The 14,463-nt window shown below is 71.8% G+C and carries 17 protein-coding genes; 3 read left to right on the top strand and 14 right to left on the bottom strand.

What is annotated here, in order from left to right; genetic code table 11:
* Positions 1-5: 5 nt before the first annotated feature.
* Genes ACFHWS_RS07765 through ACFHWS_RS07750 form a run of 4 tightly spaced genes read right to left on the bottom strand, consistent with a single transcriptional unit; the run spans position 6 to position 3,194 of the window.
* The gene (locus tag ACFHWS_RS07765) at positions 6-899 is read right to left on the bottom strand and encodes a VOC family protein (protein WP_416567890.1); all 894 of its coding nucleotides are present in this window, start codon (positions 897-899) and stop codon (positions 6-8) included.
* Positions 900-920: 21 nt separating this feature from the next.
* A complete protein-coding gene (locus ACFHWS_RS07760; protein ID WP_416552609.1) occupies positions 921-1,226 on the bottom strand; it encodes a Dabb family protein in 306 nt (101 codons plus the stop codon).
* 14 nt (positions 1,227-1,240) lie between these two features.
* Positions 1,241-1,762, bottom strand: a complete 522-nt coding sequence (locus ACFHWS_RS07755) for an aromatic-ring-hydroxylating dioxygenase subunit beta (protein ID WP_416552607.1) — start codon at positions 1,760-1,762, stop codon at positions 1,241-1,243.
* A 4-nt stretch (positions 1,763-1,766) separates the two neighbouring features.
* Positions 1,767-3,194, bottom strand: coding sequence for an aromatic ring-hydroxylating oxygenase subunit alpha (locus tag ACFHWS_RS07750; RefSeq protein WP_416552605.1), 1,428 nt, complete (start codon positions 3,192-3,194; stop codon positions 1,767-1,769).
* Positions 3,195-3,471: 277 nt separating this feature from the next.
* Between ACFHWS_RS07750 and ACFHWS_RS07745 the strand changes: the two genes are divergently transcribed.
* Positions 3,472-4,578 (top strand): acetamidase/formamidase family protein, encoded by a 1,107-nt coding sequence (locus ACFHWS_RS07745; protein WP_416552603.1) that lies wholly within the window; start codon positions 3,472-3,474, stop codon positions 4,576-4,578.
* Positions 4,579-4,703: 125 nt separating this feature from the next.
* Here the strand turns inward: ACFHWS_RS07745 and ACFHWS_RS07740 are convergent, their stop codons facing one another.
* The 7 genes from ACFHWS_RS07740 to fdxA are packed head-to-tail and all read right to left on the bottom strand — an operon-like array spanning position 4,704 to position 10,246.
* Positions 4,704-5,618, bottom strand: a complete 915-nt coding sequence (locus ACFHWS_RS07740; RefSeq protein WP_416552601.1) for a ribokinase — start codon at positions 5,616-5,618, stop codon at positions 4,704-4,706.
* 7 nt (positions 5,619-5,625) lie between these two features.
* Complete coding sequence (locus ACFHWS_RS07735; RefSeq protein WP_416552599.1) at positions 5,626-6,003, bottom strand: cupin domain-containing protein; 378 nt, start codon at positions 6,001-6,003, stop codon at positions 5,626-5,628.
* 25 nt (positions 6,004-6,028) lie between these two features.
* A complete protein-coding gene (locus tag ACFHWS_RS07730; protein ID WP_416552597.1) occupies positions 6,029-6,826 on the bottom strand; it encodes an aldolase/citrate lyase family protein in 798 nt (265 codons plus the stop codon).
* A gap of 12 nt (positions 6,827-6,838) precedes the next feature.
* Positions 6,839-8,026, bottom strand: coding sequence for a hypothetical protein (locus tag ACFHWS_RS07725; RefSeq protein ID WP_416567889.1), 1,188 nt, complete (start codon positions 8,024-8,026; stop codon positions 6,839-6,841).
* Positions 8,026-8,958 carry a fumarylacetoacetate hydrolase family protein gene (locus tag ACFHWS_RS07720; RefSeq protein WP_416567888.1) on the bottom strand — a complete coding sequence of 311 codons (933 nt, stop codon included), beginning with the start codon at positions 8,956-8,958 and terminating at the stop codon, positions 8,026-8,028. Before ACFHWS_RS07720 ends, ACFHWS_RS07725 begins: the two co-directional genes overlap by 1 nt.
* Complete coding sequence (locus ACFHWS_RS07715; RefSeq protein WP_416552591.1) at positions 8,955-9,935, bottom strand: NAD(P)/FAD-dependent oxidoreductase; 981 nt, start codon at positions 9,933-9,935, stop codon at positions 8,955-8,957. Before ACFHWS_RS07715 ends, ACFHWS_RS07720 begins: the two co-directional genes overlap by 4 nt.
* On the bottom strand, positions 9,932-10,246 hold the full coding sequence (gene fdxA, locus ACFHWS_RS07710) for a ferredoxin (RefSeq protein WP_416552589.1): 315 nt from the start codon (positions 10,244-10,246) through the stop codon (positions 9,932-9,934). Before fdxA ends, ACFHWS_RS07715 begins: the two co-directional genes overlap by 4 nt.
* 183 nt (positions 10,247-10,429) lie before the next feature.
* Between fdxA and ACFHWS_RS07705 the strand changes: the two genes are divergently transcribed.
* Together ACFHWS_RS07705 and ACFHWS_RS07700 are read left to right on the top strand one after the other, a co-directional pair.
* Entirely contained in the window at positions 10,430-11,743 is a 1,314-nt protein-coding gene (locus tag ACFHWS_RS07705; protein ID WP_416552587.1) for a hypothetical protein, read from the top strand.
* A gap of 101 nt (positions 11,744-11,844) precedes the next feature.
* A complete protein-coding gene (locus tag ACFHWS_RS07700; protein WP_416552585.1) occupies positions 11,845-12,705 on the top strand; it encodes an IclR family transcriptional regulator in 861 nt (286 codons plus the stop codon).
* On the opposite strand, the gene ACFHWS_RS07695 is transcribed toward ACFHWS_RS07700, so the two are convergent.
* Genes ACFHWS_RS07695 through ACFHWS_RS07685 form a run of 3 tightly spaced genes read right to left on the bottom strand, consistent with a single transcriptional unit; the run spans position 12,702 to position 14,365 of the window.
* Complete coding sequence (locus ACFHWS_RS07695) at positions 12,702-13,481, bottom strand: IclR family transcriptional regulator (protein WP_416552583.1); 780 nt, start codon at positions 13,479-13,481, stop codon at positions 12,702-12,704. The two genes, ACFHWS_RS07700 and ACFHWS_RS07695, sit on opposite strands and share 4 nt — an antisense overlap.
* A gap of 36 nt (positions 13,482-13,517) precedes the next feature.
* On the bottom strand, positions 13,518-13,928 hold the full coding sequence (locus ACFHWS_RS07690; protein ID WP_416552581.1) for an ester cyclase: 411 nt from the start codon (positions 13,926-13,928) through the stop codon (positions 13,518-13,520).
* A complete protein-coding gene (locus tag ACFHWS_RS07685; RefSeq protein ID WP_278170800.1) occupies positions 13,916-14,365 on the bottom strand; it encodes a VOC family protein in 450 nt (149 codons plus the stop codon). Before ACFHWS_RS07685 ends, ACFHWS_RS07690 begins: the two co-directional genes overlap by 13 nt.
* Positions 14,366-14,463: the final 98 nt, after the last annotated feature.

Below are 14,463 nucleotides of genomic sequence, written 5' to 3'. Positions count from 1 at the left end.
GCCGGTCAGAATCGACCCCAGTCGTCGGCGGCCGGCCGCCACACGTCGATGTTGCGCGGGTCGACGGCCATCCGCCGGGCCCGGTGCGTGGCGTGCTCCTCCGGGGTGAAGACCCGGTGCCGGTCGCACAGCTCGTAGCGCGGCCCGTGCTTCGGGTCGTGCATGTAGAACGCGATCGACGTCGACGCCGAGTGGTTGACCAGATCGGAGGCGATCGGCACCTTCTTGTACTGCGCCCGCGCCCGGCCGCGCATCACATGGTCGAAGCTCTTCATCTTGAAGCACAGGTGCGCGGCGTAGAACTCCTTGTTGCGCTGCAACGCCAGGCTGTGGTGGTAGCGGTCCTCGCAGCGCAGGAAGACGGTCACGTCGCCGACGTAGTCGCTGGGCAGGAAGCCGAGGACCTTGGTGTAGAAGTCGAGCGACTCCTCGTACTTGTCGGTGGCCAGGAACGGGTGCACCAGGTCGACCGGGCGCAGTTCGATCAACGGCGGTTCGGCGTACTCGACGAACTCGGTGAACAGTTCGACGATCAGCCCGTTGGGATCGCGTACGGCGAACCCGCGCTGGCACAGGCCCTTCATCCGCTCGTGCAGTTCAAGCACCTCGTGGCCGGCGGCGACGACCCGCTCCCGCAGGTCGTCGAGGACCTCGTCGGACTCGACGCTGAACCCGACCGCGGTGGTCCACGACTCGGTGCGGTGCGGTGCGGCGATCAGCTCGATGCTGTGGTGCTCGATGTCGGCGCGCAGGAACGCGTACTCGTCGTCGTGCTGCTCCAACTGCAGCCCGACGTGGTACTGCAGGAACTCGATGGAGGCGGCCAGATCCGGCACCTCGATCCGGGCGTACTCCATGCCGTAGGGCCCGCGACGGCGGGTGGCGGCCTCGGTGGACATCTGCGACCCCTTCATGGTGAATTACGCGTCCCCGGCGGTGGGGATGCTGACGATGACCTGGCGTTGCACGACCGGGCGCCAGCGTTCCCGGACGAACCGCTCGTGCGACTCGCTGTGCAGGTAGTCGAGCAGGTCCTGCTCGGTGGCGAACTCCACGACGAAACCGTGGGTCATCGTGGTGTCCCGGGTGCTGACGTTGACCCCGCTGCGCCAGTTGCGCATCGCCGGGTACTTGCTCGGGAAGGTGTCCAGCTCGGCGAGGACCGACTCGGCGACACCGGGCGGCAGGTCGTCGCGGAACTTGAACGCCAGCATGTGGGTGATCACGACGGCGGCCCCCGCTACAGGATGAAGCTGAGTCGGGCGCCGGGGTCCATCGACTCCATCACCGGGATGGAGCGGCGAACCCGGAAGCGCAGGCCGTCGTCGTCGACCTTGAGTACGTGCTCGTAGCGGCCCACGTAGGTGTAGGCGCCGCCGTCGCGGTAGCGGTGGATGAGGAAGTTGGCGCTGATCCACACCGTCTCCGCGCCGGCCTCCAGCAGGATCACGTTGGAGACCATCCGGTGGGTACGTGAGTGCGGGTTCTCGGCGTGCGCCTTGCGGCTCTTGAGCCGCTTCACCCGGGCCCGGATCAGGTCATAGTCGTCGCAGACGAAGAACCCGGCGGTGGTGGCGTCCCAGCCGGCCCAGTCGGTGGTCGGCACCTCCATCCGGCCGTCCGGCTCGAACATGGTGAACCACTCGTCGAGGCGCCACTCGTCGAGCAGCTGCGCCTCCCGGTAGAGGAAGTCCTCCACGTCGGCCCGGGTTACCTCACGGGCCCCCACGTTGAGCACTGCTCCGCTGGTCGTCGCGGACATCGGGTCACTCCTTCCCGCTGGTGGTGGGCACGGCGGAGCCGGCGCTGGCTGCGGAGTCGCTGGTGAAGACGGTGGACGGGCCAGGCGCACCGGGATCTGCCGGTGGGTCGCCGGCGACGGCGGTGGCCGCCCCGACCCGGTCGGCCCAGTGCCGCCAGAAGCTGCGCATCGCGCCCTCGTCGATGGAGCGGCCCTGGTTGCCCTGCTTCTCGTTGGCCATGCCGCGGGACATGTCGGACCAGTCGTGGGCCGGGTCGGCCGAGTCGGCGGTGGCGACGATGCCGCGCTGCACCGCCTCGTACGCCTCGATGTCGTCCGGGGTGGCCAGGCCGCCGGGGCCGACGAAGCTGACCATGGTCTTGATCCGCAGCGCCCGGACCGACTCCGGCTCGCCGGTCTCGACGAACTGCCAGGCCCGCACGTCGGTGCGGTCCGGGGCGACCGGTTCGAGCTGGCGGATGGTCAGCGCTTCGAGGTCGAACAGCAGCAGGTTCGGGAAGACGAAGAGGATCCGGCTGGCGTCGGCGATCTCGGCGGCAAGCTCCGGCCCGAGCCGGGCGATCATCTCGTTGCGCTTGGCGACGGTACGGGCCTTCTCCTCGTCGCCGAAGCGCGGCTCCCAGACCATGCCGATCCGGCCGTTGTGGCCGGTGAGCACGAGCAGTCCGTGTCCGCCGCCGAGGTCGTAGGCGTACTGGTCGTCGTCGGTGACCGCGAAGCCGGTCTCCCGCAGGTAGCCGACGAAGGTGTTGTGGGTCGGCGCGAAGTGGTAGCCGTCCATGGCGTTCTCGACGGCGAGCTTCCAGTTGCCCTTGACGCTGTAGAGCTGCACGCCGGGCAGGGTCTGCATGCCGTGCGCGCCGATCTTGGCGGTCAGCGACATGTAGTGCGCGGCCGGGCCGAGGTGGGTGAGCAGATCGGGCACGTCGGGGTCGAACGCGACGAAGACGAAGCCCTCGTGGATCTGCAGCCGGGGCACCTGGCGCAGCCGCATCGACTCGCGGAAGCCGGGGTCGTCGGGGTAGCTCTCGTCGCCGGGCAGCGCGGCCAGGTCACCGGAGTTGCTGAACGCCCAGGCGTGGTAGAAGCACTGGAAGAACTTGGTGTTGCCCTCGTTGTGCCGGCACAGGATGGTGCCGCGGTGGGTGCAGGCGTTGAGGAAGACCTTGACCTCGCCGGCGGAGTCGCGGCAGAAGATCAGCGGCCGGCCGCCGAGGGTGCGGGTCTTGAAGTCGCCGGCGTTGGGGATCTCGGTCTCGTGGCCGAGGTAGAGCCAGGTGTGGCCCCAGATCTTGGCGATCTCGTCGCGGAACACACCCGGGTCGCGGTACGCCGAGCGGTGCACCCGGAAGCGCATCGCCTCCCAGTCCTCGTCGATCAGCGCGCCACCGTCGGCTCCGCCGAGCGGTCGCACCGGCGTCTGCTGCGTCATCACCCCACCGCCCTCTTTCGTCCCGTCCGCCCGCCTCGGCGGCGCTACGTCATGCGAGACAGTGTCTCGCACTCCGATGCTGCTATCAGAGCCCTCCACCTGTCAAGAGCAGGGCATCTTCCGTGATCGGGTTACTCACTGTTAACAGGGGAGCAACACGTTCCTGCGGGTTCGCCGGAAAAGATCCGGTCATCCACCCGTCACCCCCGGCCCACCAGCGGCACGCACCGCCGCGCGCCCTGCGCCCGCCGGCCGGGTACCCCTTCCGGAGGAACCGATGCTCCAGCCGCACCAGGGACCGATCGCCGGCGCCCACTACCTGCCGACCACCCCCGAGACCTGCCTGTGGGGCCGGCTGCCCAACCGCGGCCACGCCCCGGTGCTACGGGTGCGCTCCGGCGAGACCGTGACGATCGACACCCTCAGCCACGAAGGCATCCTCGAAGACCAGGGCCGCGACCCGGTGGGCTACCTCAAGCAGTACGACGTACCCGCCGATCAGGTCCTCACCGACTCCCGCGACCTGGCCGCCTCCGACATCGCCCACGACTACGACGACGACGGCCCGCACGTGGTCACCGGCCCGATCACCGTCGACGGCGCACAGCCCGGCGACCTGCTCCGGGTCGACGTGCTCGACCTGACGATCCGGGCCCCGTACGGCTTTGTCAGCAGCCGGCACGGCTACGGCGCGCTGCCCGGCGAGTTCCCGCTCACCCCGGTCGACACCGGGCCCGACAGCGACCCCCGCGCCTACGGCAGCGTCTGCCACTTCACCGAGGTCGTCTCCAGCGGCGGCCGGCTCTACGGCGTACTGCCGTTCGGTGCCGGCCGGGCCGCCCGGTTTCCGCTCGCGCCGTTCCTCGGCCTGATGGGGGTCGCCGTCGACACCGACGAGATGGTGCACTCGGTGCCGCCCGGCGGGCACGGCGGCAACCTGGACATCAACGAACTGCAGGTCGGCTCCAGCCTCTACCTGCCGGTGCAACTGCCCGGTGCCGGCTTCTACGCCGGTGACCCGCACTACGCCCAGGGCGACGGCGAGGTGGCGCTCACCGCGCTGGAGGCACCGCTGCGGGCCACTTTGCGGCTAAGCGTCATCCCGGCGGCGCAGGCCGCCCTGCTGGTCGGCGCCGGGGAGGCCCCGCTGGCCGAGACCGACACCCACTGGATCCCGGTCGGCCTGGACGCCGACCTGAACGAGGCGATGCGCCGGGCGGTCCGGGCCGCGGTCAACTTCCTCGCCCGCACCCGGGGCATGCCGCGCGACACCGCCCTGGCCTACCTGAGCGCCGCCGCAGACTTCGAGGTCAGCCAGGTCGTCGACGCGGTCAAGGGCGTGCACTGCCTGATCCGCAAGGCCGACTTCCCGCCCCAGAACTGACCATACCTGCGCGTCGCGGCACCTCGGCACTCCCGTCCGTGACGTATGGTCGGCGCGCTCTGTTCCGACGCCGACCGGGGTCACCGGCGCCGACCGGCTACCAAAGACCGACCAGGGCTGGCCACCTAGCCGACGGCGAGCACCTCGGCCCGGCGTGGGGCACTGGCCATCGCACCTGGCCGGGTGACCGTCACCGCCGCCGCCCGGCTCGCCCAGCGGGCCGCGTCGTCGATCGCCGCACCGTCGAGCAGCGCGTCGGCCAGCGCCGCGCAGAACGTGTCCCCGGCACCGGTGGCGTCCACCGCGTCGACCTGCTCGGCCGGCACGACATGCTCCCGGTCGGCGGTCACCACCAGGGCACCGTCGACGCCGAGGGTCACCACCACCGGCCCCCGGGTGCGCAGCGACCGGGCCATCGCGGCCAGCGCGGCGACATCGCCGGTCCCGCCACCGGACACCGACGAGTCGGCACCGGCCAGCGCCGTGAGTTCACCCCGGTTGGGCACCAGCACGTCGACCCGGGCCAGCGTCGCCGCGTCGATCGGCCGGGCCGGTGCCGGGTTCACCACGACCAGGCCGCGGGCGGCGGCCACCGCTGCGGCCACCACCGCCGCGTCGACCTCCTGCTGCAGCAGTACGGCCGCGGCGTCGCCGACCAGGTCGGCGTACGGCCGCAGGTGCTCCGGGGCGAGCCACATGTTGGCCCCGGAGCTGACCGCGATGGTGCTGTCGCCGTCGGCGGTGACCAGCACGATCGCCTGCCCGGTGGGGCGGGGTGCGCGCAGCACCGCCGAGGTGTCGACGCCTTCGGCGGACAGCAGCCCGGTCAGCCACTCCCCCTCGGGGTCTTCGCCGACCGCGCCGACCATGGCCACCGACCGGCCCAGTCGGGCGGCGGCCACCGCCTGGTTGGCGCCCTTGCCGCCGCCGGCCCGGGAATGGTCGGCGGCGCTGAGCACCGTCTGCCCGGCGGCGGGCAGTTCGTCGAGGGGCACCACCACGTCGACGTTGAGGCTGCCCACCACCACGATGTCGGTCATCGCTGGCTCAGTCCTGCGCGGCGGGACGCCAGGCGTGCGCCAGGAAGTCGGCGCGCGGCGGGGCGAACACGTCCAGGTTGATACACGGCCCTTCGGTCGGCTCGACGTAGTGCTCGGCGCCGCGCGGCACCAGCAGCATCGAACCCGCGCTCATGTCGTGCGGCACCCCGTCTACGTAGTAGTTGCATCGGCCGCCGAGGATCATCACCAGCTGGTCGAAGTCGTCGTGCGTGTGCGGGTTGAGGTCCATCCCGACGGCGAGTTCGTGCCAGGCGAGCACCACCTCGTCGGTGGCGTACACCTTGCGTCGCACGCCGGGGCGTACGTCGGTGGCAGGGATGTCGTCCCAGTTGACCGAGGTGCGGTAGAGCTGCGGGTTCAGCACGTCCGGGCTCCCTTCGAGGGCTGGCTCAATTGTCGGTGGCGAGATGGCGCAGGCCGGCACCGAGCAACTGCAGGTCGGAGCCGGCGACCAGGTAGCCGGCCCCGGCCAGTCCGTACCGGCGCAGTGTCTGGTCGGTCGCGGCCGGTGCCCACCCACCCAGGGTGGCCCCGGCGGCGCGGGCGGCGTCGGCGATCTCACCGACCCGGCGCAGCAGCGGTGCCTGGTCGTCGGTGGTGGCCAGGCCGAGGCTGACCGCCAGGTCGGTGGTGCCGGCGAACGCCACGTCGACGCTGGAGCTGCCGTCCGGGCCGGTCAGCAGGTCGGGCAGCGGGTTGTCGGTGTCGGCGGTCTCGATCTGGGCGACCAGCAGCGGCGGGTCGGCTGCCTCGGCGGCCAGGTAGGCGTCCAGCCCGCCGGACCCGTAGCCGGCGGCCGGGTGGGCGAGGCTGATGCTGCGCCGGCCGACCGGCGCGTACCGCACGGCGGCGTGCAGCGCGGCGACCTGCGCGCGGGCGCGTACGGTGGACAGCTGCACCCCGGCGGCTCCGGCCTCCAGCAGCCGGTTGACCTGCGCCGGGTCGACCGCTGCCAGCCGGACCAGGGCCGGCAGGCCGAGCAGTGCGGCGTGCCGCAGCTGCCCGGCGGCGGTCCGCTCGTCCAACCCGGAGTGCTCCAGGTCGACCACGACGAAGTCGAAGCCGGCCTGGGCGGCCAGCTCGACCGCGTCGGTGCCGGGCAGTTTCAGGAAGGTGCCGACCACCCGCCGGCCGCGCCGCAGCCGCTCGCGCAGCGCGGCCCGGCCGGTGTGCACCCCGGTGCGCATCAGTGTCCGCCCTCAGCTGGCCCGGCCGGCGGCACCGGCCTGGTCGGCGGGCAGGCCACGCCACGGTACGGTCGGCACCCGCTCGCCGGCCAGCAGCACCACTTCCGGCTCCAGCCGGGGGGCGGTGATCTGGTTGCCGGCCGCGTCGGGCAGCACCGCCTCGTCGGCGTCGGCGAGCACGGTGACGTGCGCCGGGCCGCCTTCGACGAGGCTGCCGTAGCCTTCGGCGTACAGGCCGGTGAGCCGGGCCGGGGCGCTGGTCACCCGGGGCACGATCTGCTCCATGGTCATGCCCAGCGCGCGCAGCTTGGCCATGCTGGTGACCAGGTCGAACACCGGGCCGCGCCAGTTGCGGGCCGAGGTGTCCGAGGTGATCACGTCCGGGTAGAAGCCCTGCGCGATCGCCGGTTCGGCCACCTTGAAGCTGAGGTTGCTCTTGCCGTGCGCCGACTCGAACAGCACACCGCGCTCACGGGCGGCGTACACCTCGGGCAGCACGGTGCCGTCGGCCAGGATGCCGTACGGCTTGCCGGTGTAGCAGTGCGCGACGACGTCGCCGGGGCGCAGCATCTCCAGCACGGCCGGCAACGGCTCCGGGGTCTCCCCGATGTGGATCATCAACGGCAGGCCGGCCTCGGCGGACAGCTCCAGCGAACGCTTGAGCAGCGGCCGCCAGTTGTGCCCGACGACGTCCTCGGAGAGCCGGATCTTGAAGCCGCGGACCCGGTGCGGGTTGGCGGCGGCGACCGCGAGCGCGTCCTCGGGGACCAGGGTGTCCGGGTTCATCAGCTCGCCGAACCGGAAGTCGATCAGCCCGAGCACGCTGACGTTGAGGAAGTTGACCAGCCGCTGCTTCGCCGGGGCGGCGACGTACCGCTCGAAGGCGGCGAAGGTGGATGCGCCGACGGTGCCGGCGTCGCAGGCGGCGACGACGCCCCGGTGCAGGTGCGCCTCGTCCGGCGGGGCACCCACCTTGGACACCTCGGCGAAGATGTGGGTGTGTCCCTCGACCAGGCCGGGCAGCACGTACCGGCCGGCGCAGTCGACCACCTCGCGGGCGTCGGCGGCCAGGCCGGGGGCGATGCGGGCGATCCGGTCGCCGGTCACCGCGACGTCGGCGACCTGGCTGGCGCCGGTGGCGGAGTCGAAGACCTCACCGCCGGCCAGCACCAGGTCGTACCGGGAAGGATTCTCAGTCATCAGTCAGCGGACTTTCTGTGCGAAGGAGGGGACGGCGCCACCGCGTCGAGGGTTTCATCGGAGGTCTCAGCGGGATCACCGTCGGGGTTTTCAGCGCAGAACCGGGTACGCAGCGGCAGCACCCCGCCGACCGAGACCTCGACCAGGTCGCCGGGGCGCAGGAAGCAGCCCCGGTCCTGGCCGGTGCCGGCCGGGGTACCGGTGAGCACCACGTCGCCCGGTTCCAGGACCACGTACCGGGTGATCCAGGCGAGCAGCTGCGGCACCGGGAAGATCAGGTCGGCGATGGTGGCCTGCTGGCGCACCTCACCGTTGACGGTGGTCCGCACCTCGATGGCGTCGCGGTCGGCGACGGCGGCGATGTCCAGCACCGACGTGCCCAGCGCGCCGAATCCGGGAAAGCTCTTGGCCAGCGTCGGGTTGGCCGAGGCGGTCATCACGTCCCGGGCGGTCAGGTCGTTTGCGGCGGTGATCGCGGCGACGTGCGACCAGGCCTGGTCGGCCGGCGTACGGTGCATCCGGGCCCCGATGACCAGCGCGATCTCGCCTTCGTAGTCGGGTTGGGCGCTGATCGAGCTGGGCAGCGCCACGGTGGCGTCCGGGCCGGAGCCGGCGCTGGCCGACTTGAGGTAGAGCACCGGTTCGGTGGGGACGGCCCGGCCGGCTGCCCGCGCCTTGCAGTGGTAGTTGAGGCCGACTCCCCACACCGCCCTGGTACTGCCCAGCGGGGCGACCAGCTCGGCGGTGACGCTGGCCAGCGGCAGCCGGTCGCGGGCCGGGGCGTCGGCGGCCGGGGTCAGGCCGGCACCGGCCCGCAGCAGCTCGGCGACGTCGCGGTACGGCAGGTCGAGCAGCTCGGCGGTGCCGTCGCCGCAGATCCGGGCCAGTCCGTGCCGGGTGGCCAGCAGCTGCAGACCGGTCGGGGCGTTCACGCGGCGTCCGAGGAGTGGCCGGGCACGGTGCTCAGCGCCGGGTTGACCAGCGGTGCCAGGTTGTTGACGGCGGCGGCGGCCTCGCCGAAGCCGACCGAGATCAGCCGCACCTTGCCCGGGTAGTCGGTGACGTCCCCGGCGGCGTAGACCCGGGGCAGGTTGGTCCGCATCGACCGGTCCACGGTGATGTGCCGTTTGGTCATCTCCAGCCCCCACTGCTGCATCGGGCCGAGGTCGGCGATGAAGCCGAGGGCGGCCACCACCGCCTGGGCGGGCAGCTCCTCGCGCCCGTCGCCGCGTACCTCGCTGATCGTGACGGAGGTGAGCTGCGGGTCGCCGGCGATGCCGCTGACCTCGTACGGGGTGACCACCCGAACGGTGGAGGCGTGCAACTGCTCGACGCTGCGTTCGTGGGCGCGGAACTGCGGCCGGCGGTGCACCAGGGTGACGTTGGCGGCGTACGGCTCCAGGGCCAGCGCCCAGTCGACGGCGGAGTCGCCGCCGCCGACCACGACGACCTGCTGTCCGGCGAGTTCTTCCAGCCGGGGCACGAAGTAGCGCAGTCCACGGCCGAGGTAGTCGCTGCCGACCGGCAGCTCGCGCGGGGTGAAGGTGCCGATCCCGGCGGTCAGCAGGACCGCCCTGGCGCGTACCCGGCTGCCGGTGTCGGTGCCGATCTGCACGTGGTCGGTGGCGTTGGTCAGCTCCACGGCGCTCTCGCCCAGCAGGAAGGTGGGTTTGGCGGTGGCGGCCTGGGTGAGCAGGTCGTCGACGAGCTGCTGGCCTTTGATCGCTGGCAGGCCGGCGATGTCGTAGATGTCCTTCTCAGGATAGAGAGCGGCGATCTGTCCGCCCGGTTCGGGAAGCGAGTCGATGATCGCAACGCTCATCCCACGGAAGCCGGCGTAGTAGGCGGCGTACAGGCCGGCCGGGCCGGCGCCGATGATGGCCAGGTCGACGTCGTGTTCGGCGGTCATGAGTCGGTGCTCCCGGCGACGGCCGGGTGGTCGCGACCGACCCGGCCGATCTTGCGTGCGCCGCCGGGGGCGCCGAGATCGCTGAAGAACTCGGCGTTGATCGGGCCGAAATGTGCCTGGTCGGCCGGCAGGTCGTCCAGGTGGAAGATCGAGGTGACCGGGCAGACCGGTTCGCACCGGCCGCACTCGACGCACTCGTCGGGGTTGATGTACATCATCCGGTCGCCCTCGTAGATGCAGTCCACGGGGCATTCCTCGACGCAGGAGCGGTCCTGTACGTCCACGCATTCGTCGGTGACCACGTAGGTCATCGGTCCTCCCGCATCAGTGGGCCTCTCGCCGTTCTGCTCGCGCCTCGCGCCTCTGCGACCTGCGGTTATCTGGTTGGACAGCGGCGTCGTTGATGTGACGTCACGCTAGAGACCCCACCCTGGCTATGTCAACATGCGAGACGTCATCTTGGATAACTGTCACGGGAGTGATGGGATGAGGCGATGAGCGAGGACCGGATCGTTGACGCCCTGACGGTGCTGACCGCCGGGCCGACCCCGTACGGGCAGGAGCTGGCCACCGCCGAGCGGCTGGCCGGCTGGGGCGCTGCCCGCCGACCGGAGCTGACCTGGCAGGTCGACCGGCTGCCGGCGACCACCGAGCTGCCGTGCAGCGCCAATCTCGTGGTCACCGCCGGCCACGGCGACGCGCCCGAGCTGCTGATCTGCTCCCACCTGGACACCTCGCTCACCGGCGACCCGGACTTCGACGAACCGGTGACCGGCTCGTCCGGTCCAGCTGGCGGACTACACCGTTCACTCGGGCCGGGCGGCGACACCCTGGTCGACGGTTTCGGCCTCGGGGTCGCCCGCGCCGCCGCAGCGACCGCGCTGGTCGGTTTCATCGCGGCCGCCGAGGCGCTACGGGCGGCCGACCGGCCGCACCGGCTGACCCTGCTGCTGGCCGCCGCCGGGACCCACCGGTACCACCTGTCGCACCAGCGCGGGGATGCCGGCGCCGTGACCCGGCAGCAGCCCGGCGGTGTCGCCCGGCACCTGGACCGGCATCCGCTGCCGGCTGCGGCGGTACTGGCCAAGACCAGCCCGCCGGGCGTGCTTACCGCCGAACCGGGCGCCCTCTACCTGCGGGTACGGCTGACCAGCCGGTTCCATCCGGTGCTGGCCCGCGAGCACGCGGTGCCGCCCGGCGGTCTGATCACCCATCTCGGCGTGGTGATCGAGGCACTGGAGGCCTTCCGGCGACGACACCTGGCTGCCCGGGCCGATCCGGCCGCTGCGGTCGGCGCCGAGGTCGGCATCGGTGCGGTACGCGCCGGCCAGCCGGCCAAGCCGGATCTGCTGCCGGGCCGGCTCGACGTGCACCTGTACCTGGTGACGGTGCCCGGTGACGATCCGGCACTGATCCGCGACGAGGTGCAGGCCGCCGTCACCGCCGCGACCGTCGGCACCCCGCTGGCCGAGTGCCTGGTCTCGGTGGACGGGCAGCTGGTTCACCCGGCTGCGGCGACGGCACCGGACGCGTCGATCGCCCGGCACGCGTACGACGCCTGGACGGCGGCGTACGGTGAACAGCCGCGGCCGGTCCTCGGCTGGACCGGTTCGACCGACGGGGTGGTGCTGCGCGGTCGGGGCGTGCCGACGGTACGGCTGGGACCGCCCGGCCGGGGTGCCGATCCCGCCGATCCCCGACGGGACCGGTACGCGCTGGCCGATCTGCGGACGTTCGCCGGCATTTATGCGGACATCGCGATACGGCACACCGGCACCATCGACAGCACAGGGTACCGTATGGCATGATGCTGTCTCACCTTCCGTACGCGTCCCGGCCGCCCGCACCTACCCCCGTCCGGTGCGCACGCCCCGCCGCTTCCGACCAGGAAGCCAGATAAGGAAGCCAGATGGCGGACGACAGCTCTCCCGCCGAGGTGAGCCCCCCGGTGCTCGCCGAGCCGAGCACCCCGGCGATCCAGACCGTGCAGCGCGCCGCGGTGATCCTCAACGCGTTCACCGCCGCCCGCCCCCGGTTGAGCCTCAACGAGCTCACCGCCAGCCTCGGCACCAGTAAAGCCACCGCGCACCGCTACACCAAGGCGCTGCGGGAGAGCAACCTGCTGCGCTACGACGAACGCGAGGGCCTCTACTCCCTCGGCCCGCAGATCCTCACCCTGTCCGCCGCCGCCCGCGCCGCCATGCCGGTCATCAGCATCGCCGGCCCGCACATGCAGCAGCTGGTCCGCGAGGTCGACGAGACCGTGGTGCTCAGCGTCTGGGACGGCGACACGGCGGTGGTGGTACGCGCCGACGACAACACCGACCGGGTGATCCGGGTCAGCGTCCGCACCGGATCCCGACTGTCGCGCACCGAGTCCGCCCAGGGTCGGGTGTTCTGCGCGTTCCTGCCGGCGGAGGACGTCCCCGGGCTGGCCGCCGACCTGGCGGCCTCGGCCGAGCTGCGCCATGAGGTCGACAAGATCCGCCGCACCGGCATCTCCGCCAACACGCCGTCGGTCAATGGGGTACGCAGCATCGCCGCGCCGATCTTCCGGGGCCATACACTGATCGCCGCGATGGCGATCGTCGGCACCACCACGTCGGTGCCGGAGGGCACCGACAGTCCGCTGGCCGCCGCCCTGCAACGCGCCGCCGCCGTGGTCACCGCCGAACTGGGCAGCGTCGCCGGCAACGGCCACCAGCAGCCGGGTGGCACCGGACGCAACGGCCACCACCCGGGCGGCAACGGACGGACCGGCCGGAGTTAACCGGCGATTGCCCCCAACGTCTCGGACAACTCCCCCGCGACCTGCCGCAGCTGGTCCACGGCTGCGGTCTGGGCCGCACCGGCCAGCGCCACGCTGGTGCCGAGCACCGCGAGCGCGGCGACGACCTGGGTGCGTTCGAACACCGGTGCGGCGATCACCCGTACCCCGAAATCCTCCGGTGAGTTGACCGCGACGCCGTCGCGGCGGACCTGCGCGACCACCTCCCGCAGCGCGGCGGACAGCCTCAGCTGCCGCGCCACCACCGGGTTCTCGGCGGGCGGCAGGTACGCGCAGAACACCCGACCCTGGGCCGAACGGGTCAGCTCCAACGGCGAGCCGGTACGCACGCTGAGCCGCACGTCGCCGCTGGTGTTGTCCAGGCACCGGACCACCGTCGGCGCCTCCCCGTTCCAGATGCTCAGCACCGAGGTCTGGTTGGTGTCGCGGGTCAGCCGATCGAGGTAGGGCTCGGCGACGGTGACGATCGGCAGCGCGGCGCGGGCCGCCGCCTCCATGGCCAGGATCTGCGGCCCCAACGTGTACGTGGCGGTGGCGACGTCGAACCGCAGCAGGTTCGCGGCGCGCAGCGCCCGTGCGTACCGGTGCGCGGTGGCCCGGCTGACCGCCAGGTCGGCGGTCAACTCGGCCAGGGTGAGCCGGGGCCGCTCCACGGTGAATGCCCGCAGGATCGTCGCGGCGCGCTGCACCGTCTGGATGGCCGGCCCATCGCCGGTCACCTCGCTCGCTGCACCCGCCGCCCGACCCGTGACCACCACGGCACCACTCTACCGAGCTCTACGTCACCGGCGGGATCAGCCGGCGGCGGTGATCTGTCGGCGCACCTCGGCGCTGTCCCAATAGTCGACCCGGCGGGCGATCAACCCGTCGGCGTCCACCCGGAAGCGGAACATGCCCCGGATGCTCACCGGCGCGCGGCCGGCCGATACCAGCCGGAACGACATCCGGTACGCCACCGCTGCCCGGTCGCCGTCAATCAGCAGATCCTCTACCTCGTAGTGCAGGTCGGCGAACTCGGCCAGGAATCCGTCCAGCCGGGCGCGGTAAGCGGCCCGGCCGGTGACGGTGCGGCCCAGCGCGGCGGTGTGCTCGTTGACGAACCCGGAACTGACGCAGCCGGCGACCGCGTCGGCGTCCCCGGCATTGAGCGCGGCCAGGTACCGCCGTACCGCGTCGTGGGTGCGTCCGCCGGTCAGCTCCCCCACAGCCGCCGTACGGTGTCGAACACCTGCTGGTCGTGGGAGATCTCGATGACGTTGCCGTCCGGGTCCTTCAACGCGCAGATGTAGCCGACCGGCGGCGGCATCTGCCGCGGCTCCCAGTGCAGGCAGCCCATTTCACGGGCCCGTTCGGCGATCTCGTCGACGTCGGACCGGTTCGGCACCTCGATACCGATGTGCGCGAACGGGTGCAGCAGCCCCAACTGGCCGCCCTTGTCCTTGTTGAACGAGACCAGCACCAGCACGAACGGCGTCTCAACCTGCTTGTCGTTGGAGAGCCAGACGCTTTCGCCGTCGGCGTCGGCAAAGCGCTCCACCACCACCAGCGGGGTGAGCGAGGTATAGAACGAGATGGCCTTGTCGAGGTCGCCGGTGGGCAGTGCCACGTGCGTCCATCGGGCGTGGGTCAGGCCGGTCGCCACAGGAACCTCCAGTTGCCGAAATGTCTGTTGCAGCGCGTCTACCAGGCTATTCGGCACCGTAGCCGGGATCCATGTGCCGGGGACACAAACCCGGCGAT

The organism is Micromonospora sp. LOL_013 (assembly GCF_048060315.1).
Taxonomy (GTDB): Bacteria; Actinomycetota; Actinomycetes; order Mycobacteriales; family Micromonosporaceae; genus Micromonospora_E.
The sequence above is the reverse complement of the archived record's forward strand: the minus strand, read 5'-3'. Positions and strand labels throughout refer to the sequence as shown.